Source organism: Mycobacterium montefiorense, from assembly GCF_003112775.1.
Taxonomy (GTDB): domain Bacteria; phylum Actinomycetota; class Actinomycetes; order Mycobacteriales; family Mycobacteriaceae; genus Mycobacterium; species Mycobacterium montefiorense.
In genome coordinates, this window is the sequence record NZ_BFCH01000009.1 from 62,567 (window position 1) to 85,539 (window position 22,973).

Genomic DNA, 22,973 nt, shown 5'->3' on the forward strand with positions numbered 1-22,973 from the left:
TCAGTGCCGCCCTTCTGCCAGCTTCTCGGTTCGCTCCCGGCGCGAGTTGCGCACCATCAGAGCCGACCGCAGCGCCAGCGATGCCCGCAGCGTCCAGCGCAGCGGAGCCAGCCACCATCCGGAATGCCGATCGGCCAGGAAGATATAGGTGCTCCGGTGGTGCGCGGCCAGATGGCCTGCCGGATCGCGCCCGGTGGAGTGGCCCTTGTGGTGCAGCACTTCTGCCGACGGCACGTAGACGTTGAGCCAGCCGGCTTTGCCGAGCCGGTCGCCGAGGTCGACGTCTTCCATATACATGAAGTAGCGCTCGTCGAATCCGCCGATCTGACCGAACGCCGAGCGGCGCAGCAGTAGACATGAGCCCGATAGCCAGCCCACCGGCCGCTCGCTGGGCTCGAGCCGCTCCTGGCGGTAAGCCGCGGTCCAGGGATTGCGTTTCCAGAACGGCCCGAGCACCGCGTGCATGCCGCCGCGGATCAGGCTGGGCAGGTGACGTGCCGACGGATACACCGATCCGTCGGGGTCGTGGATCAGCGGGCCCAGCGCGCCGGCCTGCGGCCAGCGGGTGGCCGCCTCCAGCAGCGCGTCGATGCTGTTCGGGCCCCACTGGATGTCCGGGTTGGCCACCAGCACCCAGTCGTCGATCTCGCCGCGGTCGGAGAGGTGCTCGATTGCACGATTGACCGCGGTTCCGTACCCGAGGTTGGCTCCGATGTTGAACAACCGCACGTTCGGATAGCGCTCCACCGCCGCCTGTGGGGTGCCGTCGGTGGAACCGTTGTCAGCCATCAGAACGCTGACCGGGCGCTCGGTCGCCAGCGACAGCGAAGCCAGAAAACGTTCGAGGTGGTGGCCCGGCGAGTAGGTCACCGTCACGACCGGCAGGACGTCAGTCACGCGTAGAGATTATCGGTCGTTCGGCCGGGACTGGACCCTGCGACGCGGCCAGCGCGGCGACAAGTGCAGGGCGCCACGGCCTTAGCGGCGCCATGCCCGCCGCCGCCGATTGCCGGCCGGACAGCGCGGAGTAGGTCGGCCGGGGTGCGGGGCGGGGAAATTCGTCGGTGCCGACCGGGTTCACCCGCTCGGGGTCGGCGCCGCACTCCTCGAAGACCGCGCGGGCCAGCCCGAATCGGGAGACGACGCCCTCGTTGGCGGCGTGCAGGATCGGTCCGGGCACGCCGTCATCGGCCACCTGCAGCAGGGCCTCGGCCAAGTCGGCGACGTAGGTCGGCGAGCCGACCTGGTCGTCGACGACCTTGATCGGACCGTCGCCGGCCGCGAGCTTGCGCATGATCGCGACGAAGTCGCTGCCGGTGCCGCCGGTATAGACCCAGGCGGTCCGGACGACGACGGCCTCGGGCAGCGCCGCCAGCACGGCCACCTCGCCGGCTCGCTTGCTGCACGCGTAAACGCCGCGCGGCGAGGTCTCGTCGCTGGGTTCATAGGGACGAGGCTGCGCGCCACCGAAATCGCCGGCGAATACGAAGTCCGTCGAGACGTGGATCAGCCTGGCGCCGGCCCGCGCGCATGCCCGCGCAATGTGTTCGGGCGCCGCTTCGTTGACCGCGTACGCCCTCGCTTCGTCGCTCTCGGCGCCGTCGACATTGGTGTACGCGCCGCAGTTAATAACGACATCGCCGCTTGTCACAATCGCCTCGGCGGCGGCCGGGTCGGTGATGTCCCACTGCGCGGACGTCAACGCGAGGACACTGCGCCCCTGGTCAACGGCCTGCGCCGCCAGGCAGCCGCCCAACTGCCCACCGGCTCCGGTGACGACGATCCTGGCTGACATGGTTCGAGTCTGGCATGTCCCGGAAAGCTCGGGCCACGCCGCTGCTGGCTACCCGAGAAGCAGCTGTTCCGCAAGTAACCTAATGTGATGCCTGTGCAACGTGTGGTTCGTGTTGTTGCCACTGTGCTAGCTGTCGCCGTCGTGCTCGGCACCGGCGTGGCCTGGAACAACGTCCGGGCATTTGAAGACGGCATCTTCCACATGTCCGCGCCATCGCTGGGCAAGGGCGGCGACGACGGCGCGATCGACATCCTGCTGGTCGGCCTGGACAGTCGCACGGACGCCCATGGCAATGCGTTGACACCCGAGGAACTGGCCACGCTGAAGGCTGGTGACGAGGAAGCCACCAATACCGACACCATCATCCTGGTCCGGATCCCGAACAACGGGAAGTCGGCCACCGCGATCTCGATTCCGCGCGACTCGTATGTCACAGCCCCCGGCCTGGGCAAGACGAAGATCAACGGCGTGTACGGACAAACCCGCGAGGCCAAGCGAGCCAACCTGGTCAAGGCCGGTGATTCGGCCGAGGACGCCGCCGTCCAGGGAACCGAAGCCGGTCGCGAGGCCTTGATCAAGACCGTCGCCGACCTCACCGGCGTCACCGTCGACCACTACGCCGAAATTGGGCTGCTCGGTTTCGCGCTGATCACCGATGCGCTCGGCGGCGTCAATGTGTGCCTCAAAGACGCTGTGTACGAACCGCTTTCGGGTGCCGACTTCCCAGCCGGCCCGCAGAAGCTGGACGGCTCGGACGCGCTCAGCTTTGTGCGCCAGCGCCACGACCTGCCGCGCGGCGACCTGGACCGGGTGGTGCGCCAGCAAGTAGTGATGGCCTCACTGGCCCACCGGGTGATCTCCGGCCAGACGCTGTCCAGCCCCGGCACGCTCAAGCGGCTGGAGTCCGCCGTGCAGCGTTCGGTGGTGATCTCCCAGGGTTGGGACGTCATGGATTTCGTCCAGCAGCTGCAAAAGCTGGCCGGCGGCAACGTCGCGTTTGCCACCGTCCCGGTGCTCGACGGAGCCGGCTGGAGCGACGACGGCATGCAAAGCGTGGTCCGGGTGGACCCGCATCAGGTGCAGGACTGGGTCGCCGGCCTGCTGCACGACCAGGATCAGGGCAAGACCGAGCAACTGGCCTACACCCCCGCCAAGACCACCGCCACCGTCGTCAACGACACCGACATCAACGGATTGGCCGCCGCAGTGTCAGACGTGTTGAGCTCCAAAGGATTTACCGCCGGGACCGTCGGCAACAACGACGGCAGTCACGTCAAATCCAGCCAGATTCGCGCCAATAAACCCGACGATGTCGGCGCACAGGAAGTGTCCAAGGAACTGGGCGGGTTGCCTGTCGTCTCCGACGCGTCGCTGGCACCGGGAGCGGTCCGGGTGGTGCTGGCCAACGACTACACCGGGCCGGGCTCCGGCCTGTCCGGCACCACCGTGGCACCGGCCCGGGTGACCAATCAGTCGGCCACCGATCCGAATGTTCCTGCGCCCTCGCCGATCCTGACGGCTGGCGGCGACAAGCCGGAGTGCATCAACTGACCACCGTGAGTGCGGCGATCCTCGATCCGATGTTGCGGGCCGACCCGGTCGGTCCGCGCATTACCTACTACGACGACGCCACCGGCGAGCGGATCGAATTGTCCGCGGTGACGCTGGCCAATTGGGCTGCCAAGACCGGCAATCTATTACGCGACGAACTGGGTGCGGGTCCGACCAGCCGGGTGGCGATTCTGCTGCCGGCGCACTGGCAGACCGCCGCGGTCTTGTTCGGGGTGTGGTGGATCGGCGCGCAAGCCGTACTGGACGAGGCCGGACCGGCCGACCTCGCGCTGTGCACCGCCGAACGGATGGATGAGGCCGACGCGATCGTCGAGCCCGGTGGCGAGGTCGCGGTGTTGTCGCTGGATCCGTTCGGCCGCCCGGTGCCCGACCTACCGATCGGCGTGACCGATTACGCCACCGCGGTGCGGGTGCACGCAGACCAGATAGTCCCCGAACGCCACCCCGGTGCGGCGCTGGCCGGCCGCTCCGTCGACGAGATCCTGACCGACTGTGCAAACTCGGCGGCGGCGCAGGGTTTGACGTCCAAAGATCGCGTGCTTTCCAGCGCCTCGTGGCCCGGCCCCGCCGAGTTGGTCGACGGCCTGCTGGCAATCATGGCCGTCGGTGCGTCGCTGGTGCAGGTGGCGAATCCGGATCCGGCGGCGCTGCAGCGCCGAGTCGAGACCGAGAAGGTCTCCCGCGTCCTCTGACAATACATATTGATATAGCAATACTTCGATGTTAACGTCGAACAAGCATGGGCTGAACACGGCGACAACAAGCAGGTCACCTGGCTCGCTTCGGTAGCCGCTAGATAGCCTACTGATAATGATTGCCATTAACGTACTTGGTTGACGCTACGGCGAACGGGGAGAAAGGTTCAAGCAATGGCGGCATACGGGTTATTGGTAAAGGCGGCGGGCACGGTATTCACCGGCCTGGTCGGCGTGACGGCCTACGAGGTAGTCCGCAAAGCCGCGGCGAAGGCGCCGCTGCATCAGACCGCGGTGGTGACCGCGGAGCTCGGATTGCGCGGGACGCGCAAGGCCGAGACGGCCGCGGAGTCGGCACGACTCAAAATCGCCGACGTAATGGCCGAGGCCCGCGAGCGCATCGGCGAGGAGGCGCCCACCCCAACCGTCGGCGACGCCCACGATCACGAGCACTGATCGCCCGAACATGAGCCTCGCGATCGTTGAAGACATCGCGCCTGCCGAAGACCCTGCCCTGGAAGTACTTTCGGATGCGGCCGGCCGCATGCGGGTCGCGGTCCCCTGGGTTCGCTCTGACTCTCGCCGCGCCGTCGCGGTCGAGGAGGCCGTGGCCAAGCAGAACGGCGTGCGCGCCGTGCACGCCTACCCGCGTACCGGATCGGTTGTCGTTTGGTATTCACCGCGCCGCTGTGAACGCTCCGAGGTAATGGCGGCAATCAACGGTGCCGAATACGTTGCCGCAGAACTGATTCCGGTGCGTGCGCCACATTCGTCGGAGATCCGCAACTCCGAGGTGCTGCGCATGGTCATCGGCGGGGTTGCCCTGAGCCTGCTCGGCGTGCGCCGTTACGTGTTCGGCCGACCACCACTGCTGGGCCCGAGCGGCCGAATGGTTGCCACCGGCGTCACGATCTTCACCGGATACCCGTTTTTGCGCGGCGCCTTGAGTTCGCTGCGGTCCGGCAAGGCCGGCACCGACGCGCTGGTCTCGGCCGCGACGGTGGCGAGTTTGATACTGCGCGAGAATGTGGTTGCGCTCACCGTGCTGTGGCTGCTCAACATCGGTGAGTATCTACAAGATCTGACGCTGCGACGGACTCGGCGGGCCATCTCGGAGCTGCTGCGCGGCAGCCAGGACACGGCGTGGATTCGGCTCGCGGCGCCTGCTGGGAGCCCTAGCCCCTGGACGGAAATCCAGGTGCAGATCGACAGCGTCGAGATCGGTGACGAGGTGGTGGTGCACGACCACGTCGCCATCCCGGTGGACGGCGAAGTCGTCGACGGCGAGGCCGTCGTCAACCAGTCCGCGATCACCGGTGAAAACCTCCCGGTCAGCGTCGGCGTGGGCACCCACGTGCATGCCGGTTCGGTCGTGGTGCGCGGACGCGTCGTGGTGCGCGCCGAGGCTGTCGGCAACCAGACCACCATCGGCCGCATCATCACCCGCGTCGAGGAGGCTCAGTACGACCGGGCACCTATCCAGACGGTCGGCGAAAACTTCTCTCGCCGTTTCGTTCCCACGTCGTTCATCGTTTCGGCGCTCACGCTGGCGGTCACCGGCGACGTCCGGCGTGCGATGACCATGCTGCTGATCGCCTGCCCTTGCGCAGTGGGTTTGGCCACCCCGACCGCGATCAGCGCCGCGATCGGCAACGGCGCGCGCCGCGGCATCCTGATCAAGGGCGGCTCCCACCTCGAGCAGGCGGGCCGGGTCGACGCGATCGTGTTCGACAAGACCGGCACACTCACGGTTGGACGGCCGGTAGTCACGAATATCGTTGCCATGCATAAGGATTGGCAGCCCGAGCAAGTGCTGGCGTATGCGGCCAGCTCGGAGATTCACTCCCGGCATCCGCTGGCCGAAGCAGTGATCCGGTCCACCGAAGAACGCCACATCAGTATTCCACCGCACGAGGAGTGTGAGGTGCTGGTAGGCCTGGGCATGCGGACCTGGGCGGACGGGCGCACCCTGCTGCTGGGCAGCCCGTCGCTGCTGAAGGCCGAAAAGGTCAGGGTGTCGAAGAAGGCGACGGAGTGGGTTGAGAAGCTGCGACGCCAGGCCGAGACCCCGCTGCTACTGGCGGTGGACGGCAAGCTGGTGGGGCTGATCAGTCTGCGCGACGAGGTTCGGCCCGAGGCCCCCCAGGTGTTGACGAAGTTGCGCGCCAACGGGATTCGTCGCATCGTGATGCTGACCGGCGACCATCCGGACATCGCCCAGGTGGTTGCCGACGAGCTGGGGATCGACGAGTGGCGCGCCGAGGTGATGCCTGAGGACAAGCTCGAGGTGGTGCGCGAGCTGCAGGGTGAGGGCTACATCGTCGGCATGGTCGGCGACGGCATCAACGACGCCCCGGCACTGGCGGCCGCCGACATCGGGATCGCGATGGGGTTGGCCGGTACCGACGTCGCCGTCGAAACCGCCGACGTCGCGCTGGCCAACGACGATCTGCATCGCCTGCTCGACGTCCGCGACCTGGGCGCCCGGGCGGTCGAGGTGATCCGGGAGAACTACGGCATGTCGATCGCCGTCAACGCCGCCGGGCTGATCATCGGCGCGGGAGGGGCCCTGTCCCCCGTGCTGGCCGCGATCCTGCACAACGCGTCGTCGGTTGCGGTGGTGGCCAACAGCTCGCGGCTGATCCGCTACCGGCTGGACTGAGAGAGACCGGGTCAGCGCACAATGCCATCCTCGCCTGAGCGACTCAGGGCACCAGTTTGACGGCCCGGTCGTTGCCGCGATCGGCGACGTAGACGTTCCCGGTCTTGTCGACCGCCACCCCCAGCGGGGTGTTGAGTCCGGTGAACGGCAGCACCGTCGGGATGTTCGACCCGGCCGCCAACTTCATCACCTGATTGCTGTCGTGCTCGGTAACGAACACGTCGCCGGCGTTGTTCACCGCGACACCCCAGGGCACGCTGACGCCGGTGAACGGCAGCACAGTCTGGGCATTCGACCCGGCCGCCAACTTCACCACCCTGCTGTTGTCGGTGTCGGTGACGTAGACGTTGCCCGAGGTGTCGACCGCCACCCCATCCGGGTTCTTGAGACCGGTGAACGGCAGCACGGTCTGGGCGTTGGACCCGGCCGCCAACTTCAGCACCCTGCTGTTGCCCCGGTCGACGACGTACACACCGCCCTGCGGGTCCACCGCCACCCCTTCGGGGTAGTTGAGGCCGGTGAACGGCAGCACCACCTGGTTGTCCGACCCGGCTGTCAGCTTCACCACCCGGTTGTTGAAGTCAGCGACGTACACCGTGCCGGTATCGTCCACCGCCAGCCCCTGCGGCTGGTAAAGGCCGTTGAACGGCAGCACCGTCGAAGTACTCGACCCCGCCGGCAACTCCACCACCCGCCCGTACATGCCCTCACTGGTGACGTACACGTTGCCGGCCTGATCAACCGCGACCCCGCCCGGCGAGAGCCGGAAATCGATACCGGCGAACGGCAAGGTGGTCTGCCCGGACGCCTCCTTCGACGGCGAGCTGTGGGATCCGCGTACTTCGACGGTGACGATGACAACCGCGGCCACCAACACGGCCGCGACGGCGGCGGCGATGATCAATAGCTTGCGCTTTCGGTTGGCCGCGCCCCCGGCGCGCCAGTGGTCCGCCGGGGGCGCAGCGGGCGGCTGGTGGTACGGCGGCTGGACCGCGGGGCCGACGGACGACCACTGCTCGGGTTGGCGACGCCCGCCGGCACCGCCGCCGTCGGCGATCATCGGACGCACCATCGTCTCGGCGTAATCGCTTGCGCCGGAGGCGTGCTTGCCGTGCTCCAAAATCGCGAAGGCCTGGTGCTGATCGGACGCGGTCAAAGCGTTGTGGGCGTCGGCGGCCAGATCTCCGGCGCTGCGATAGCGCTCCTGGGGGTTCTTGGCCATGCCGCGGGCGATCACCTGATCCAACGACACCGGCACCCGCCCGGGTAGCTGCTGGCTGGGCCGAGGCACGGGCTCGAGCAGGTGTGAGGCGATCAACCGTTCGACGCTGTCGGACTGATACGGCGGCACCCCCGTCAGGCACTCACCCAAAACGCAGGCCAGGGAGTAGATGTCGGCGCGGTAGGTGACCTCATCGCTGGTGAACCGCTCCGGGGCCATGTACTTGTAGGTCCCGATCGCCGTCCCGGTCGCGGTAAGGCCGGGATCGCTTGCGGCGCGGGCGATCCCGAAGTCCACCAGATAGGCGAAGTCGTTGTTGGCGATCAGGATGTTTTCCGGCTTGACATCGCGGTGCGTCACGCCGCCGGCGTGCGCGGCGTCCAGCGCGGCCGCGATCTGACTCACGATGGCCACCGCCCGCGGCGGGGACAGGGGCCCGTAGCGCTTCAACAGGGTGGCCAGGTCGCTGCCCTCGATCAGGCGCATGTCCAGATACAGGCGGCCGTCGATCTCGCCGTAGTCGTGGATCGGCACCACGTGCGGCTCGGTCAGCCGACCCGCGGCGTCGGCCTCGCGTTGCATCCGCGCGCGAAAGAGCGGGTCGCCGGAGTACTGATTGGAGATCAGCTTCAACGCCACGACCCGGTGCTTGCGCGTGTCTTCGGCCTCGTAGACCTCGCCCATCCCGCCGCGGCCCAGCAGCCGCAGCAGGCGATAGGGTCCGAACTGGGACCCCACCCACGAAGTTGGGCCGCTCACCGTCGGCACTCCTTTCGCCTGCTCACGCGATTGCATCTACGGCCGCCGCCAGCTTTGCCTGGAACGAGCCGGGTAGCGGAATCGATCCGTACTGCACCAGCCCATCTTGGCCCGGGCCGATTGCGGCCTGCATAAACGCCTTCACCGCCGTCCCAGTCGCGGCATCCGGGTACTTCGAGCAGACGATCTCGTAGGTCGCCAGCACTATCGGATACGCGCCGGCCTGGGTCGGCTTGTAGAACGACGACGTGTCCAGGACCAGGTCGTTGCCCTGCCCCTGGACTCTGGCGCCCGCAATCGTCTTGCCGACCGAGTCCGCAGTGATCGACACCGGGGTCGGATCCGCCGACGTGATGATCTGAGCCATGTGCAGCTGCTTGCCCACCGCGAATGACCACTCGTTGTAGGTGATCGACCCGTCGGTGTTCTGCAGCAACGCCGACGTGCCGTTGTTGCCGCTGGCGCCGTCTCCGACGCCGCCGCTGAACTTCTCGTCGGTCCCCTTGCCCCAGGCGCCGTTGCTCGCGCCGTCGAGATACTTCTGGAAGTTGGCCGTTGTCCCGGACTTGTCGCTGCGGAACACGACATGGATGGGCGTCGACGGGAAGGCGGCGCCGCCGTTGATCGCCTTGATCGCCGGGTCATCCCACCTGGTGATGGTGCCGTTGAAGATCTTCGCCGCGGTGGGCCCATCCAGGTTCAACGAGTCGATGCCGTTGACGTTGTAGGTGACGGCGATCGGACCGAAGACCGTCGGCAGGTCCCAGGCCGGGGAACCGCACCGGGCCGCCGCCCGGTCGGGCTGACCCGTCGATGGGTCCAACGGAACGTCGGAGCCGGCCAGGTCGGTGACGTTGTTCGAAAACTCCTCGACCCCGCTACCGGACCCATTCGCGTTGTAGTCCAGCGTGTAGCCCTGGCACGCGCGAACGTATGCGTAGACGAACTGCTCCATGGCGTTCTCTTGCGCGGTTGAACCGCTGGCGTGCAGCACCTTCTTGCCGCCGCAGTTCACCGGCGCCGTCTTGGCACTCGACGGAGCCGAGTTGTTGTCGTGGCCGCCGCACCCCGATAGCACCAGCCCGCCGGCGGCCAGCAGGCTCAGTGCCGCGCCAGCTCGGGTCAACCTCAAGGAGCTACCTCAGTTCAGTCGGGCCACGCGCGCGCTCAACGCGAGAGCGTCGACTACGTGCACATGAACTAATCGTGAATATACAAAACCGCGCAAAGATGGGCGGCTAATTAACAATGCCTTGGAGCCGGCTGAGACTGGGAGCGATTTTCCTCACAGACAGCACAGAATGCGGCAGTAGCATCGTGCCGTGATCGGCCACCAGCAACTCAACGCCGACACCGGTGATGCCGGTTCCACGATGGCAGCCGTGGACCTGACCTTAGGCTTCGGCGCCAAAACCGTTCTCGAGAGGGTGAGCCTCGACTTTCCGGCGCACGCCGTCACGTCGCTGCTGGGACCGACCGGTTCTGATAAGACGACCTTCCTGCGGACCCTGAATCGGATGAACGACAAAGTGTCCGGTTTCCGGCACGCCGGCGAGGTGCTGCTGGGCGGTCGCAGCGTATTCAAGTACCGCGATTTGATGGAACTCCGCCGCAGTGTCGGCATGCTGTTCCAGCGTCCCAACCCGTTCCCGATGTCGATCATGGACAACGTGGTCGCGGGCGTGCGTGCCCACAAGATGGCGCCGCGCAAGGAGTTCAAAAGCGTCGCCGAGGCTCGCCTCACCGAGGTCGGCCTCTGGGACGCAGTCAAGGACCGGCTGGGTGATTCGCCGTTCCGGCTCTCCGGCGGCCAGCAACAGTTGCTGTGCCTGGCCCGTGCGCTCGCGGTCGACCCGCAGGTGCTGCTGCTCGACGAGCCCACGTCCTCGCTGGACCCGACCACGACCGAAAAGGTCGAGGAACTCATTCGATCACTCGCCGACCGGCTGACCGTGATCATGGTGACCCACGATCTCGCCCAGGCCGCCCGCACCAGCGACCGGACCGCCTTCTTCTTCGAGGGCAGACTCGTCGAGGAGGGCCCCACCGAGCAGCTGTTCCTCGCGCCTCAGCACGAAGAAACCGTCCGCTACTTCGCCCCGTTTCGCCCCGCCAACGACTCCTCGATGGCGGCCGGGACCGACAAGGTAGGGGCGACCGACGGCTAGGGGCGCAAGGACGGCCCGCCGAATGAAGGGGGCACCGCCAAGCGGGGACACCAAGTCCCGCTCGGCGATCCTGCTGGCCCTGATGGCCGCGGCACCGCTGGCCCTTGTGGCCGCAGCCTGCGGTTCGCCGAGTCCAGCGTCGACCGCAGGCAGTGTCGCCCCTGCGCCGTCCAAGGTCGAACTTTCCGAGACCGGCAGCACGCTGCTCTACCCGCTGTTCAGCGAGTGGGGTCCGGCGTATCACCAGAAGTTCCCCAACGTCACCGTCACCACCCAGGGCAGTGGTTCGGGGGCCGGAATCTCCCAGGCCGCAACCGGAGCGGTGAACATCGGCGCCTCCGATGCCTACCTGTCCCCGGGCGACATGGCCGCACACCGGGGGCTGATGAACATCGCGCTGGCCATTTCCGCGCAGCAGGTCAACTACAACCTCCCCGGCGTGCACCAACACCTGCGGCTCAACGGCAAGGTGCTGGCCGCCATGTATCGGGGCACGATCAAGACCTGGCACGACCCGCGGATCGCCGCCATCAATCCCGGCTTGCAACTACCGGACACCCCGGTGGTTCCGCTGCACCGCTCCGACGGGTCGGGCAGCACGTTTCAGTTCACCCAGTACCTGTCCAAGCAGGACCCCGACGGCTGGGGCCGCTCGCCCGGTTTCGGCACCACGGTCGACTTCCCGGCGGTCCCCGGCGCGCTCGGCGAGAATGGCGATGGCGCCATGGTGACCGGCTGCGCGGCGAACCCCGGCTGTGTCGCCTACACCAGCGTCGGCTCGCTCGACGCCGCCGACCAGCAGGGCCTCGGCGAGGCCAAGCTGGGCAACGCCTCCGGCCAGTACCTGCTGCCCAAGGCCAAGACCATCCGGGCCGCGGCCACCGACTTCGCGTCGACGACACCGGCGAACCAGGCGATCTCGCTGATCAACGGGCCGGCCGCGGATGGGTACCCGATCATCAACTACGAGTACGCCATCGTCAACAGCACCCAGACCGACGGCGCCACCGCCCAGACGCTGCGGGCGTTTCTGCGCTGGGCCGTGACCGAGGGCAGTGCCCTCACATTCCTGGACAACATGCACTTCCAGCCCCTGCCGGATTCGGTGGTGCAGATGTCGGTCGCCCAGATCGCCAATATCAGCGGGTGAACAGCCAGGTGTCCTCGTCGGGGGCCACACCGTGAGTAACGCTAAGGAAAAGGTGAGACCGTGAAAAAATTTCGTTTGAAGAAATTGTTGGCCCTGGCGGCCACCGCGCCACTGGTGCTGGCCGCCGCTGCCTGCGGTTCGAACTCGTCGACTAGTTCGTCTGGTTCGTCGGCCCCCGGCGCCAGCGCGGGCCCGGTCGCCACGACACCGGCGACATCGCCGGTGACACTGTCGGAAACCGGTAGCACGCTGCTGTATCCGTTGTTCAACCTGTGGGGCCCAGCCTATCACGACAAGTACTCGAACGTCACGATCACCACGCAGGGCACCGGTTCGGGAACCGGGATCTCCCAGTCCGCCGCGGGAGCGGTCAACATCGGCGCCTCCGATGCCTACCTGTCCGAGGGGGACATGGCCCAGCACAAGGGGCTGATGAACATCGCGTTGGCCATCTCGGCCCAGCAGATCAACTACAACCTCCCCGGCGTCACGGAACACATCAAGCTCAACGGCAAGGTGCTGGCCGGCATGTACAACGGCTCCGTCAAGACGTGGAACGACCCACAGATCGCCGGCCTCAACCCAGGGGTGAATCTGCCCGCCACCCCCGTCGTTCCGCTGCACCGGTCCGACGGTTCCGGTGACACCTTCTTGTTCACCCAGTACCTGTCCAAGCAGGACCCCGACGGCTGGGGCAAATCACCTGCCTTCGGCACCACCGTCGACTTCCCGGCCGTGCCCGGCGCGCTCGGTGAAAACGGTAACGGCGGCATGGTGACGGGCTGTGCGGACACCCCCGGCTGCGTGGCCTACATCGGCATCAGCTTCCTCGACCAGGCCCAGCAAAAGGGTCTCGGCGAGGCGCAACTGGCCAACGCCTCGGGTAAGTACCTGATGCCCGACGCGCAGAGCATCCAAGCCGCGGCCGCCGGCTTCGCGTCGACAACACCGGCGAACCAGGCGATCTCGCTGATCAACGGGCCGGCCGCCGACGGGTACCCGATCGTCAATTACGAGTACGCCATCGTCAACAGCGGCCAGAAGGACGCCGCCACCGCCCAGACCCTGCAGGCCTTCCTGCACTGGGCGATCACCGATGGCAACGACGCCTCCTTCCTGGACAAGGTTCACTTCCAGCCACTGCCAGCCCCGGTGGTGAAGTTGTCGGACGCCCTGATCGCCAAGATCAGCGCCCAGTAGACGTGCGGCGCGCGCTGGACCGGATTCGCGGCGCGAGCCGCGCGGGTCTTGCGGTTCGTTCGCTCGGCGCGGCGGGTGCGGTGATACCGCTGCTGCTGCTCGCCTTCGTGCTGGCGACACTGCTCCTCGAGGCGCTGCCCGCGATCAGGGTCAACGGTTGGCATTTTTTCACCGCAACCGATTGGAATCCGGGCAACACGTATAGCGACGCCGTCGTCACGCACGGTGTCGCGCATCCCGCCGGCGCCTACTACGGCGCGCTGCCGCTGATCGTCGGGACCCTGGCGAGCTCGGCGATCGCCTTGGTCATCGCCGTGCCAGTCTCCATCGGCGCGGCGCTGGTGATCGTCGAGCGGTTACCCAGGCATCTCGCGTCGGCCATCGGAATGGTGCTCGAACTGCTCGCCGGAATTCCCAGCGTCATCGTCGGCCTTTGGGGCGCAATGACATTCGGGCCGTTCATTACCCACCACGTCGCCCCAGTGATCGCCCGCAACGCGCCCGACGTACCGGTGCTCGACTACTTCCGCGGAAATACCGGTAACGGCGAGGGCCTGTTGGTGTCCGGCCTGGTGCTGGCGGTGATGGTCATTCCCATCATCGCCAGCACCACCCGGGATTTGATCCGACAGGTACCGGTGCTGCCGCGCGAGGGTGCAATCGCCCTGGGCATGACCGATTGGGAGTGCGCGCGCCGGGTCACGCTGCCGTGGGTGTCCAGTGGCATCGTCGGCGCCGTGGTGCTCGGCCTGGGCCGCGCGCTGGGAGAGACGATGGCCGTGGCCATGGTGTCGGGTGCGGTGTTGGGCGCTATGCCCACCAACATCTATTCGACGATGACAACCATCGCCGCAACCGTTGTATCACAACTGGATTCGGCGATGACCGACTTCACGGACTTCGCGGTGAAGACCCTCGCCGAGGCCTCCCTGGTGCTGATGGTGATCACCCTGCTGACAAACGTGGCGGCCCGCGCACTGGTGCGCAGGGTGTCGGGTACCGCGCTACCCGTGGGACGGGGGGTGTGAGGTGAACGCAACCAGGCGCAAGGTCGCCAACGCGCTGTTCTGGATCGCCTGCGTGTGCTGTTTGGCGGTGGTCGTCGTGCCCACGCTGTGGATGCTGATCGAAGTCGTCGGCCGTGCCTTGCCGGTGTTCCACTGGCGGGTGCTGGTGACGAACACCCGCGGCAACGGCGGCGGCCTGCGCAACGCGATCATCGGCACCGTGGTGGTCGGTGTCGGCGTGATGCTGGTCGGCGGCTCGGTCAGCGTGTTGACCGGGATCTATCTGTCTGAATTCGCCCGCGGCAGAACGCGATCGATTCTGCGCGGCGCCTACGAGATGCTGTCCGGCGTCCCGTCCATCGTGCTTGGCTACGTCGGCTATCTAGCGCTCGTGGTGACGTTCCACTGGGGATTTTCCCTGGCGGCCGGGGTGCTGACGCTGTCGGCAATGAGCATTCCCTACATCGCCAAAGCCACCGAGTCCGCACTCTCTCAGGTGCCGACGTCCTACCGGGAGGGGGCCGAAGCGCTCGGGTTGCCGCTCGGTTGGACGCTGCGCAAGATCGTGCTCAAGTCGGCAATCCCCGGAATCGTCACCGGTCTGCTGGTAGCACTCGCGCTGGCGGTCGGCGAGACGGCGCCGATGCTGTACACGGCCGGCTGGTCGAATTCCGCGCCGACCGGAAAGCTCACCGACTCACCGGTCGGCTATCTGACCTACCCGATCTGGACGTTCTACAACCTGCCGTCAAAGGCGGCCCGCGACCTGTCCTACGACGCGGCGTTCCTGTTGATCGTATTCGTGCTACTGCTAATCATCGTCGGCAGGATGATCACCTGGTTCGCTCGGCGGCATTCCGAATCACGTTGAGCCGGTTCAGGATCCGGGCTGGCGCAGGGGCGGCTAAATAGCTCGCGCCGATCGTGCCCATGGCAGCAGGCCCCGCGACCGACTTTGGCTCGGCAACCAAAGCGGCCCGGCCACGGGGCCGGGGTGCCGAACGGGGCAAGACCGTATCGTTATTCTGTCTAACCATGGCACGCAGCGAGAACGACACCTGGGACCTGGCCACCAGCGTCGGAGCCACCGCCACCATGGTGGCCGCGGGACGAGCCCGCGCCACCAAGGACAAGCTGATCGACGACCCGTTCGCCGAGCCACTGGTCCGCGCCGTGGGCGTCGACTTCTTCACCCGGTGGGCCAACGGCGAAATCAGCGCGGCCGACGTCGACGAGCCCGGAGCGCCGTGGGGCATGCAACGCATGACCGACCTGCTGGCGGCGCGCACTCGCTATATCGACGCGTTCTTCGCCGACACCGCGACCGCGGGCATTCGCCAGGTCGTCATCCTGGCCGCCGGCCTGGACGCACGCGGCTATCGACTCCCGTGGGCGCCGGGGACCACGGTGTTCGAGATCGACCAGCCCGAAGTCATCGAGTTCAAGACCGCGACGATCGAAGCGCTCGGCGCCAAGCCCACCGCGCTGTCCGCCGACGGCAGCCGGCTGGTGGCCGAAATCTTTATCAATACCGGCTGCAACCAGAACGCCCTGGACGGCGCCACCCAGCGGTGGCGGGAAAACGGACTCGACGTCGCACTCGTCGATCTGGGCTTTCCCGGGGAGCGCAACGATGCGGCCACCCACCTAGGCAATCTTGGCTGGCAGCCGGTAAACACTGAGCTGAATCAGTTGTTGGCGGACAACGGATTACCGCTGCAGCCCGACGGCGAAGACGCTGCGTTCGCCAAGAACTATTACTGCACCGCAGTTTTGCACAAGGCAGGGTAAAAGGAAGGCTCCACGATGCCAAACAGCCAGCCGGCCAAGCCACTTGACGGTTACCGGGTTCTCGATTTCACGCAGAACATCGCCGGGCCGCTGGCTGGACAGATCATGGCCGACCTCGGCGCCGAAGTCATCAAGGTCGAGGCACCCGGTGGCGAGGCGGCCCGGCACATCGTCGCGGTGCTGCCCGGGCGACCACCGCTGCCTACGCTGTTCTGGCCGCACAACCGGGGCAAGAAATCGGTGGCGGTGGACCTGACCGACGACGAAGCCAAACAGCAGATACTGCGCCTGGTCGACACCGCAGACGTCGTGCTGGAGGGCTTTCGCCCCGGAGTAATGGAACGTATGGGACTGGGCCCCAACGAGTTACGCGCCCGCAACCCCAAGCTGATCTACGCGCGCCTGTCCGCGTACGGCGGCAACGGTCCGGAAGGCAGCAGGCCGGGCGTCGACCTGATGGTTGCCGCCGAGTCGGGCATGACCACCGGAATGCCCACACCGAGCGGCAAGCCGCAGATCATTCCGTTCCAGCTCGTCGACGCCGCCAGCGGCCACGTGCTGGCCCAGGCGGTGCTGGCCGCGCTGCTGCACCGCGAGCGCCACGGCGTGGCCGACGTGGTGCGCGTCGCGATGTACGACGTAGCGGTGGGCCTGCAGGCCAGCCAACTCACCATTCATCTGAACAAGCCCAGCGAGCAGCCCAAGCCGAAGCCGGACGCGGCACCAACTACCAAGAAGCGCAAGGGTGTTGGCTTTGCCACCCAGCCATCGGATGCCTTCAAGGCCGCCGACGGGTACCTGGTGATCAGCGCGTACGTGCCCAAGCACTGGGCCAAGCTGTGCGAGATCATCGGCCGGCCCGACATGCGCGACGACGAACGGTTCATCGACCAGCGTTCCCGCGCGGTGAATTACCACGAGTTGACCGAGGAACTCGAGTCGGCGCTGGCCGCCAAGACCGCCGCCGAATGGGTTGGGCTGCTGCAAGAAGGTGGCTTGATGGCTTGCCTTGCCTACACCTGGAAGCAGGTGGTCGGCACCCCGCTGTTCACCGAGAACGAACTCGCTCTCACGGTCGGCAGTGGTGCCGATGAAATCACGGTGATCCGCACGCCGGCGCGCTACTCCAGCTTCGACGCGGCGGCCGCCGATCCGCCGCCGGCTCCCGGCCAGCACAACGACACGTTCCTGGCCAAGTCCTGATTTATTGCATGGGCATTCTTTGAATTGCCCATGAAAGAGGCGGTTGTCAACGCCGGTGTAGCTGGCTTTCTTTGAGTTGTCGATGAGTTAGTGGCCGTATATCGAGGCAATTGGGCAACCGGAGAAAGGTTCCTCACACGAACTACCCGCAGGCGGCGCAATGTCCTGCCGTTCGCTGATTTGAGCTGTCTTGGCGCCAGCACCGCGTACGCTCGCATTGACACACGACGTTCTACCGGTCATAAAGAGTCGTCAAGCCGGAGGAGTCGACTTATGAACGCGCCTAGCAGCAATATCGGGGAAACGGCCAAATCCGGGTCGTTTCTGCAGAATCTGCGCCACGACGTTCCCGCCTCGCTTGTCGTATTCCTTGTGGCGCTGCCACTTTCGCTGGGCATCGCGATCGCCTCCGGGGCCCCACTGGCCGCCGGTTTGATCGCCGCCGTGGTTGGCGGCATCGTCGCCGGCGCACTCGGCGGGTCCTCGGTTCAGGTCAGTGGCCCGGCTGCCGGTCTTACGGTCGTGGTCGCCGGGCTGATCGACGATCTGGGCTTTCCGATGTTGTGCCTGATGACCATTGCCGCGGGTGCACTGCAGATCGGGTTCGGTCTGAGCCGGATGGCCCGCGCCGCGTTGGCAATTGCTCCAGTGGTCGTGCACGCGATGCTGGCGGGTATCGGTATCACCATCATGTTGCAGCAGGTTCACGTTCTGATGGGTGGATCGTCACATAGTTCGGCATGGCAAAACCTCGTTGCACTGCCCAATGGCATCCTTCATCACGAACTGCACGAAGTGATCACCGGCGGAACGGTCATCGTCATCTTGCTGCTGTGGTCACGGCTACCCGCCAAGGTCCGGATGATTCCCGCCCCGCTGGTCGCCATCGTAGCGGCGACTGTCCTGGCCACCGCGGCAGGACTGGATGCCGATCGAATCTCCTTGTCGGGCAACTTCTTCGACGCCCTCAACCTGCCCCATATCGCTGGAGCAACCCCGAAGGGCAGGCCATGGATCGACGAGACCAACGACATCGTCGTCGGCATCCTCACGATCGCGCTGATCGCCAGCGTCGAATCCCTGTTGTGCGCAGTCGGTGTCGACAAGCTGCACGATGGCCCCCGTACCAACTTCGACAAGGAGATCATCGGTCAGGGCACCGCAAACGTGGTGTCCGGATTGCTGGGCGGGCTGCCCATCACCGGTGTCATCGTGCGCAGTTCGGCCAACGTGGCCGCCGGCGGGCGCACCCGGATGTCAGCGGTGCTGCACGGTGTATGGATTCTGCTGTTTGCCTCGCTGTTCACCGAACTCGTCGAACTCATCCCCAAGGCCGCCCTGGCCGGACTGCTGATTGTGATCGGCGCCCAGCTGATCAAGCTGGCTCACATCAAACTCGCCTGGCGGACAGGCAATTTCGCGGTCTACGCCATCACGATCTTGTCAGTGGTCTTCCTCAACCTGCTCGAAGGTCTAGCCATTGGACTGGCGGTCGCGATCGGCTTCCTGCTGATCCGGGTGACGCGCGCCCCCGTCTCGGTGCAGCCGGTTGGCGGCGAGGAGTCCAAGCAGTGGCGGATCGATATTGACGGCACGCTGAGCTTTTTGCTGCTGCCCCGATTGACCAAAGCGCTCGCCTCGGTGCCCCAGGGATCCGAGGTAACCCTGAACCTCAACGCGGACTACATCGACGACTCCGTTTCCGAAACGATCGAGGATTGGCAGCGCGGCTACCAGGCGCGGGGAGGAGTCGTGGCCATCCTCGAGACGACGCCCGCGACGCTGCACAACGCGCACGCCAGTCCACCGAAGCGTCACTTCGCCTCGGACCCGATTGGACTGGTGCCGTGGCGGTCGGCCCGCGCACATCACCAAAACAATGGCGACGCTTCCATTCTCGATCGTGTCGATGAGTACCATCGCAACGGATCCGCGGTGTTACATCAGCACATTTCCGGGCTCAAGGGTTCACACGACCCGTATGCGCTATTCCTGACCTGCGCCGACTCACGTATCCTCCCCAACGTCATCACCGCGAGCGGCCCCGGCGACCTCTACACCGTGCGCAACTTCGGCAATCTGGTGCCGACCGGCGGGGGCGACCGATCGGTGGACGCCGCACTCGAATTCGCCGTCGACCAACTCGGCGTGCGTTCGGTTGTCATCTGCGGACATTCGTCATGCGCCGCCATGAAGGTGCTTCTCGACCAGAGCTCCGAACCAGCCACCACACCGATGGGCCAGTGGCTCGAATATGCGAACGAGGGTCGCGACGCCTTCCAGAATCACCATCCGGCACGCAGGACCGCGGAATCCGTCGCCTACCCGGAGGTCGACCAGCTGAGCATCGTGAACGTCGCCATCCAGCTGGAAAGGCTGACCGGCCACCCGGTCCTGGCACCCGCGATCGCTTCCGGCGATGTGCAGGTGGTCGGCATCTTCTTCGACATCGGAACCACCAGGGTGTACGAAGCGACACCCCGCGGCATCGTGTGCCCCGAGGAGCCAGTCAGGCCACCAGCTTGACCGAGACCTAGCCGTCCACACCCGGAAGGCGGACGACCTGAAGGAAGAATTCGTCGATCTGGCGCACCGCGTTGATGAATTGGTCGAGGTCGACGGGCTTGGTGACGTAGGCATTGGCGTGCAGCTTGTAGCTGCGCAGGATGTCTTCCTCTGCCGAGGAGGTGGTGAGCACCACGATCGGGATGCCAGCAAGGTCGGCGTCGGACTTCACCTTTTCCAGCAGCTGGCGACCGTCGTACTTCGGCAGGTTCAGATCCAGCAGGATCAGATCCGGCCGCGGCGCGCCCTCGAACTGACCGCGCCGGTAGAGAAAGTCCAGGCCCTCTTCCCCGTCGTGCGCGACATGCAGCCGATTCTGGAACTTGTTGTGATCCAACGCTTCTTTCGTGATGAGCTCGTCTCCGGGGTCGTCCTCGACAAGCAGGATCTCGATCGCTCGACCAGCTGGTGTCATTGGCACGCTCCTTCCAGGGCGGTTGAGCGTTCTGCATCCACGGGAACGGAAAGCGTGAACTCGAACCGGGTTCCGTCAACATAGGTCGTGTCGATCGCGACGTTGCCGTCGTGATATTCGACGATCTTTTTCACCAGCGCCAGGCCAACACCCGTTCCCGGGTAGACCTCGCGGCCGTGCAGCCGCTGGAAGATGACGAAGACCTTTTCGGTGAACTCCTCGGCAATGCCGATTCCGTTGTCCGACACGGTAAGTAACCACTGGTGAGTATCGGGGCGCAGTTCGCAATCGATGACGACCCGGGGCGATCGATCAATGTGCCGGAACTTGATCGCATTGCCAATCAGGTTCTGCCACAACATCGTCAGCAGTGTCGGATCCCCGACGATCCGCGGTAGTGGCTGGCCAGGGCGCACGATCTCGGTGTTGGACTCCTCGATCGCGACACCGAGGTTGGCCAAGGCCGCATCCAGCGTCGCGTCCAGATCGACCTCGGTCTGCTTGGCGCCCACCCGGCCGACCCTCGAGAAACTCAGCAGGTCGTTGATCAGTACCTGCATCCGTTTGGCGCCGTCGACCGCATAGTTGATGTATTCGATGCCGCGCTCGTCGAGCTGGTCGCCGTATCGTTTCTCCAGCAACTGACAGAACGAAGCGACCTTGCGCAGCGGCTCCTGCAGATCGTGTGAAGCGACATAGGCGAACTGCTCGAGTTCGGCGTTGGAGCGCTTCAATTCGATTGCCTGCTCGTCCAATCGCGCCTCCGCCGCCCGCGAGTTGTCGAGCGCCGAAACGATCCGCTGCCGCATGTTCTCGACGTCGATCGCCATGTCCCGAATGTCCTTGGGCCGCGGCGGCGGCAAGATGGATTCGGTGAAACTACCCTCGGTGATCCGCCGGCAGGATGCGGCCAGCGCCGCGAGCGGAAGGGTGATGGCGGCGCGGGTCAGCAGGCCCAGCGTGACGGCGAGACCGAAGAACACCAGCACCACGGCGCCCAGCACCCAGTCCCGCCATGCGGTGATGTCCCTCAATTCGTCAGTCGCCTGCGCGGACGCCGCGGCGAAATCGGCATTCTGGGTATCGAAAAGTCCACGCAAATGGTCGAATTCGGCCTTCGCGCGATCGGCGACCCTAGCGTTCGCGACGCCCGGAGAGTTTGGTGTCACGTTCGCGATCAGTGGCTCGGCAGAGCTGGCCCGCCAGATGGCGGCCGCCCTCTCGATCGCTTCCAGGTCATTGACCAGGTCCATGCGCTGACCGAGCAATCGCCGGATATCTTCGGCCGCTGCGTGTTCGGCGTGCTGCCCGTCGTAGTACGGCGTGAGGAACTGCCTATCGGCGGCGATTACGTAGCCTCGCACACCGGTCTCCTGGTCCCGCAACGATGCCTGCAGCTGGAACGCGGCCCGCCGCGCCGGCTGAATCTGCTCGCTGAGGCTGCGCGCCACGTCGTCGGTGCGATGCAGCAACACCCCGCCCGCGACCGCACCGGCGAGCACCAGCAAGCCCATGCTGAGCAGCACCACAAACAGCCAGCCCCGAACGGTGAGCTGAGCTCGCCAGTGCGAGTCGGTCAACATGTCGCCGTCAGCTCTACCCGGACCACGGCGATGTCATCGGTAAGTCCGCCGCGCGGCCCGGCGAGTTCCTCGGCGCCGTCGATCAGCGCGTCGACGAACGCCGGACCCTGCAAACCGTTGTGGGTACGCGCCAGTGCGAGCAAGCCGTCCTCCCCAAGTCGCTTGTTGCCGGTTCCGCAGTATCCCTCGAAGAGTCCGTCGGTGAGCAGCAACAGCCCCTGGCCCACCCGCAGTTCCAGTTCGTGCTGCGGCCAGTCGTCGGCACGCAGGCCCAGCGCCGGCCCGGCCGGCGGCTCGATCCAGTCCACCGTTCCGCCGCCTTGGCGCAACATACCCGGATGGCCGGCCCGGATCGAGCTGATGTGGCCGGTGTCGGGCGCAATCTCGAGGGACAGGACCGTCGCGAAGATCCCGGTGTCGGTTCGTTCGGCGCGCAGCACCCGGTCGAGTTGGTGCATCAATTCGGTGGCGCGTACGCCGGCGAATGTGAGTGCGCGCCAAGCGATCCGCAACGCCGCGCCCAGCGCGGCCTCGTTGGGTCCGTGCCCGGCGACATCTCCGATCAACACATGCGCGACTCGGTCCGGGGTCTGCACGACGTCGTAGAAGTCGCCGCACAGCAGCGCGTCGGCACGGCTCGGCCGGTACCGGGTCACGATCTTGACACCCGGGTTGTCCAGCAGCATCGGCGAGGGCAGCAGGCCACGTTCCAGCAACGCGTTCTCGCGGGCTCGCAGCTGAGTCGCGTGCAGATCCGCGGCGATGATCTCGACGCGCTTGCGCTCGATGGCGTAAAGGAGCGCGCGGCGCAGCATGTCGGGTTCGACTCGGCCCTTGACCAGGTAATCCTGTGCCCCGGCCGCGACCGCGGAGGCGCCGAAGTACTCGTCGTTCAAACCGGTCAGCACCACGATCGGCACCGTCGCGTCGCGTTGGGTGATGCGGTCCAGCGCCTCGATGCCGCTGGCGTCGGGCAGGTGCAGGTCCAGTAGCACGCAGTCCGGCCGTGCGGAAGCCAGCTCGCGCTCGGCATGTGCCATCGACTGTGCCCAGGTCACGCGGGTGTCGTCGACCGCGTCGGCAATCAGATCTTCGACCAGTATCGCGTCAGCCCGGTCGTCCTCGACCAAAAGCAAAGACAGTGTCTGCCAGGTCGCCGCGGGGGTGACTGGGCTAAGCATCTCGC

Annotated in this window: 19 protein-coding genes; 12 read left to right on the forward strand and 7 right to left on the reverse strand. The window is 66.1% G+C overall.

The window, feature by feature from the left end; genetic code table 11:
- Entirely contained in the window at nt 1–897 is an 897-nt protein-coding gene (locus tag DB708_RS06975) for a glycosyltransferase family 2 protein (RefSeq protein ID WP_108921225.1), read from the reverse strand.
- Nucleotides 890–1,795: a dTDP-4-dehydrorhamnose reductase gene (gene rfbD, locus DB708_RS06980; RefSeq protein ID WP_108921226.1), complete on the reverse strand. Its 906-nt coding sequence runs from the start codon at nt 1,793–1,795 to the stop codon at nt 890–892. The genes DB708_RS06975 and rfbD overlap by 8 nt, the downstream gene beginning before the upstream one ends.
- 84 nt (nt 1,796–1,879) lie before the next feature.
- On the opposite strand from rfbD, the gene DB708_RS06985 reads away from it, so the two are divergent.
- The 4 genes from DB708_RS06985 (at nt 1,880) to ctpC (ending at nt 6,724) form a co-directional block, all read left to right on the forward strand.
- Entirely contained in the window at nt 1,880–3,346 is a 1,467-nt protein-coding gene (locus DB708_RS06985; RefSeq protein WP_409347564.1) for an LCP family protein, read from the forward strand.
- Nucleotides 3,334–4,059: a TIGR03089 family protein gene (locus DB708_RS06990; protein WP_201263443.1), complete on the forward strand. Its 726-nt coding sequence runs from the start codon at nt 3,334–3,336 to the stop codon at nt 4,057–4,059. Before DB708_RS06985 ends, DB708_RS06990 begins: the two co-directional genes overlap by 13 nt.
- Nucleotides 4,060–4,236: 177 nt before the next feature.
- Nucleotides 4,237–4,518 carry a DUF1490 family protein gene (locus DB708_RS06995; RefSeq protein ID WP_108921228.1) on the forward strand — a complete coding sequence of 94 codons (282 nt, stop codon included), beginning with the start codon at nt 4,237–4,239 and terminating at the stop codon, nt 4,516–4,518.
- A gap of 10 nt (nt 4,519–4,528) precedes the next feature.
- Nucleotides 4,529–6,724 carry a manganese-exporting P-type ATPase CtpC gene (gene ctpC / locus DB708_RS07000; protein WP_108921229.1) on the forward strand — a complete coding sequence of 732 codons (2,196 nt, stop codon included), beginning with the start codon at nt 4,529–4,531 and terminating at the stop codon, nt 6,722–6,724.
- Nucleotides 6,725–6,767: 43 nt separating this feature from the next.
- Here ctpC and DB708_RS07005 read toward each other — a convergent pair whose 3' ends face one another.
- Nucleotides 6,768–8,705, reverse strand: a complete 1,938-nt coding sequence (locus tag DB708_RS07005; RefSeq protein WP_409347565.1) for a serine/threonine-protein kinase PknD — start codon at nt 8,703–8,705, stop codon at nt 6,768–6,770.
- A 22-nt stretch (nt 8,706–8,727) separates the two neighbouring features.
- The gene (gene pstS, locus DB708_RS07010) at nt 8,728–9,837 is read right to left on the reverse strand and encodes a phosphate ABC transporter substrate-binding protein PstS (protein WP_108921231.1); all 1,110 of its coding nucleotides are present in this window, start codon (nt 9,835–9,837) and stop codon (nt 8,728–8,730) included.
- Between the two features lie 241 nt (nt 9,838–10,078).
- Between pstS (DB708_RS07010) and DB708_RS07015 the strand changes: the two genes are divergently transcribed.
- The 8 genes from DB708_RS07015 (at nt 10,079) to DB708_RS07050 (ending at nt 19,750) form a co-directional block, all read left to right on the forward strand.
- Nucleotides 10,079–10,873, forward strand: coding sequence for an ATP-binding cassette domain-containing protein (locus DB708_RS07015; RefSeq protein WP_108921332.1), 795 nt, complete (start codon nt 10,079–10,081; stop codon nt 10,871–10,873).
- Between the two features lie 22 nt (nt 10,874–10,895).
- Nucleotides 10,896–12,023: a phosphate ABC transporter substrate-binding protein PstS gene (pstS, locus tag DB708_RS07020; protein WP_201263445.1), complete on the forward strand. Its 1,128-nt coding sequence runs from the start codon at nt 10,896–10,898 to the stop codon at nt 12,021–12,023.
- Nucleotides 12,024–12,083: 60 nt separating this feature from the next.
- Complete coding sequence (pstS, locus tag DB708_RS07025) at nt 12,084–13,223, forward strand: phosphate ABC transporter substrate-binding protein PstS (RefSeq protein WP_108921232.1); 1,140 nt, start codon at nt 12,084–12,086, stop codon at nt 13,221–13,223.
- A gap of 14 nt (nt 13,224–13,237) precedes the next feature.
- Entirely contained in the window at nt 13,238–14,251 is a 1,014-nt protein-coding gene (gene pstC / locus DB708_RS07030) for a phosphate ABC transporter permease subunit PstC (RefSeq protein WP_108921334.1), read from the forward strand.
- A 1-nt stretch (nt 14,252) separates the two neighbouring features.
- A complete protein-coding gene (gene pstA / locus DB708_RS07035; protein ID WP_108921233.1) occupies nt 14,253–15,101 on the forward strand; it encodes a phosphate ABC transporter permease PstA in 849 nt (282 codons plus the stop codon).
- A gap of 164 nt (nt 15,102–15,265) precedes the next feature.
- Nucleotides 15,266–16,021: a class I SAM-dependent methyltransferase gene (locus DB708_RS07040; RefSeq protein ID WP_108921234.1), complete on the forward strand. Its 756-nt coding sequence runs from the start codon at nt 15,266–15,268 to the stop codon at nt 16,019–16,021.
- Nucleotides 16,022–16,036: 15 nt separating this feature from the next.
- The gene (locus tag DB708_RS07045) at nt 16,037–17,224 is read left to right on the forward strand and encodes a CoA transferase (protein ID WP_108921235.1); all 1,188 of its coding nucleotides are present in this window, start codon (nt 16,037–16,039) and stop codon (nt 17,222–17,224) included.
- A gap of 273 nt (nt 17,225–17,497) precedes the next feature.
- Complete coding sequence (locus tag DB708_RS07050; protein WP_108921236.1) at nt 17,498–19,750, forward strand: SulP family inorganic anion transporter; 2,253 nt, start codon at nt 17,498–17,500, stop codon at nt 19,748–19,750.
- Between the two features lie 7 nt (nt 19,751–19,757).
- Here the strand turns inward: DB708_RS07050 and DB708_RS07055 are convergent, their stop codons facing one another.
- The 3 genes from DB708_RS07055 to DB708_RS07065 are packed head-to-tail and all read right to left on the reverse strand — an operon-like array spanning nt 19,758 to nt 22,968.
- Nucleotides 19,758–20,204 (reverse strand): response regulator, encoded by a 447-nt coding sequence (locus tag DB708_RS07055; protein ID WP_108921237.1) that lies wholly within the window; start codon nt 20,202–20,204, stop codon nt 19,758–19,760.
- The gene (locus DB708_RS07060; RefSeq protein ID WP_108921238.1) at nt 20,201–21,787 is read right to left on the reverse strand and encodes a sensor histidine kinase; all 1,587 of its coding nucleotides are present in this window, start codon (nt 21,785–21,787) and stop codon (nt 20,201–20,203) included. Before DB708_RS07060 ends, DB708_RS07055 begins: the two co-directional genes overlap by 4 nt.
- Nucleotides 21,781–22,968 (reverse strand): PP2C family protein-serine/threonine phosphatase, encoded by a 1,188-nt coding sequence (locus tag DB708_RS07065; RefSeq protein WP_108921239.1) that lies wholly within the window; start codon nt 22,966–22,968, stop codon nt 21,781–21,783. The genes DB708_RS07060 and DB708_RS07065 overlap by 7 nt, the downstream gene beginning before the upstream one ends.
- Nucleotides 22,969–22,973: the final 5 nt, after the last annotated feature.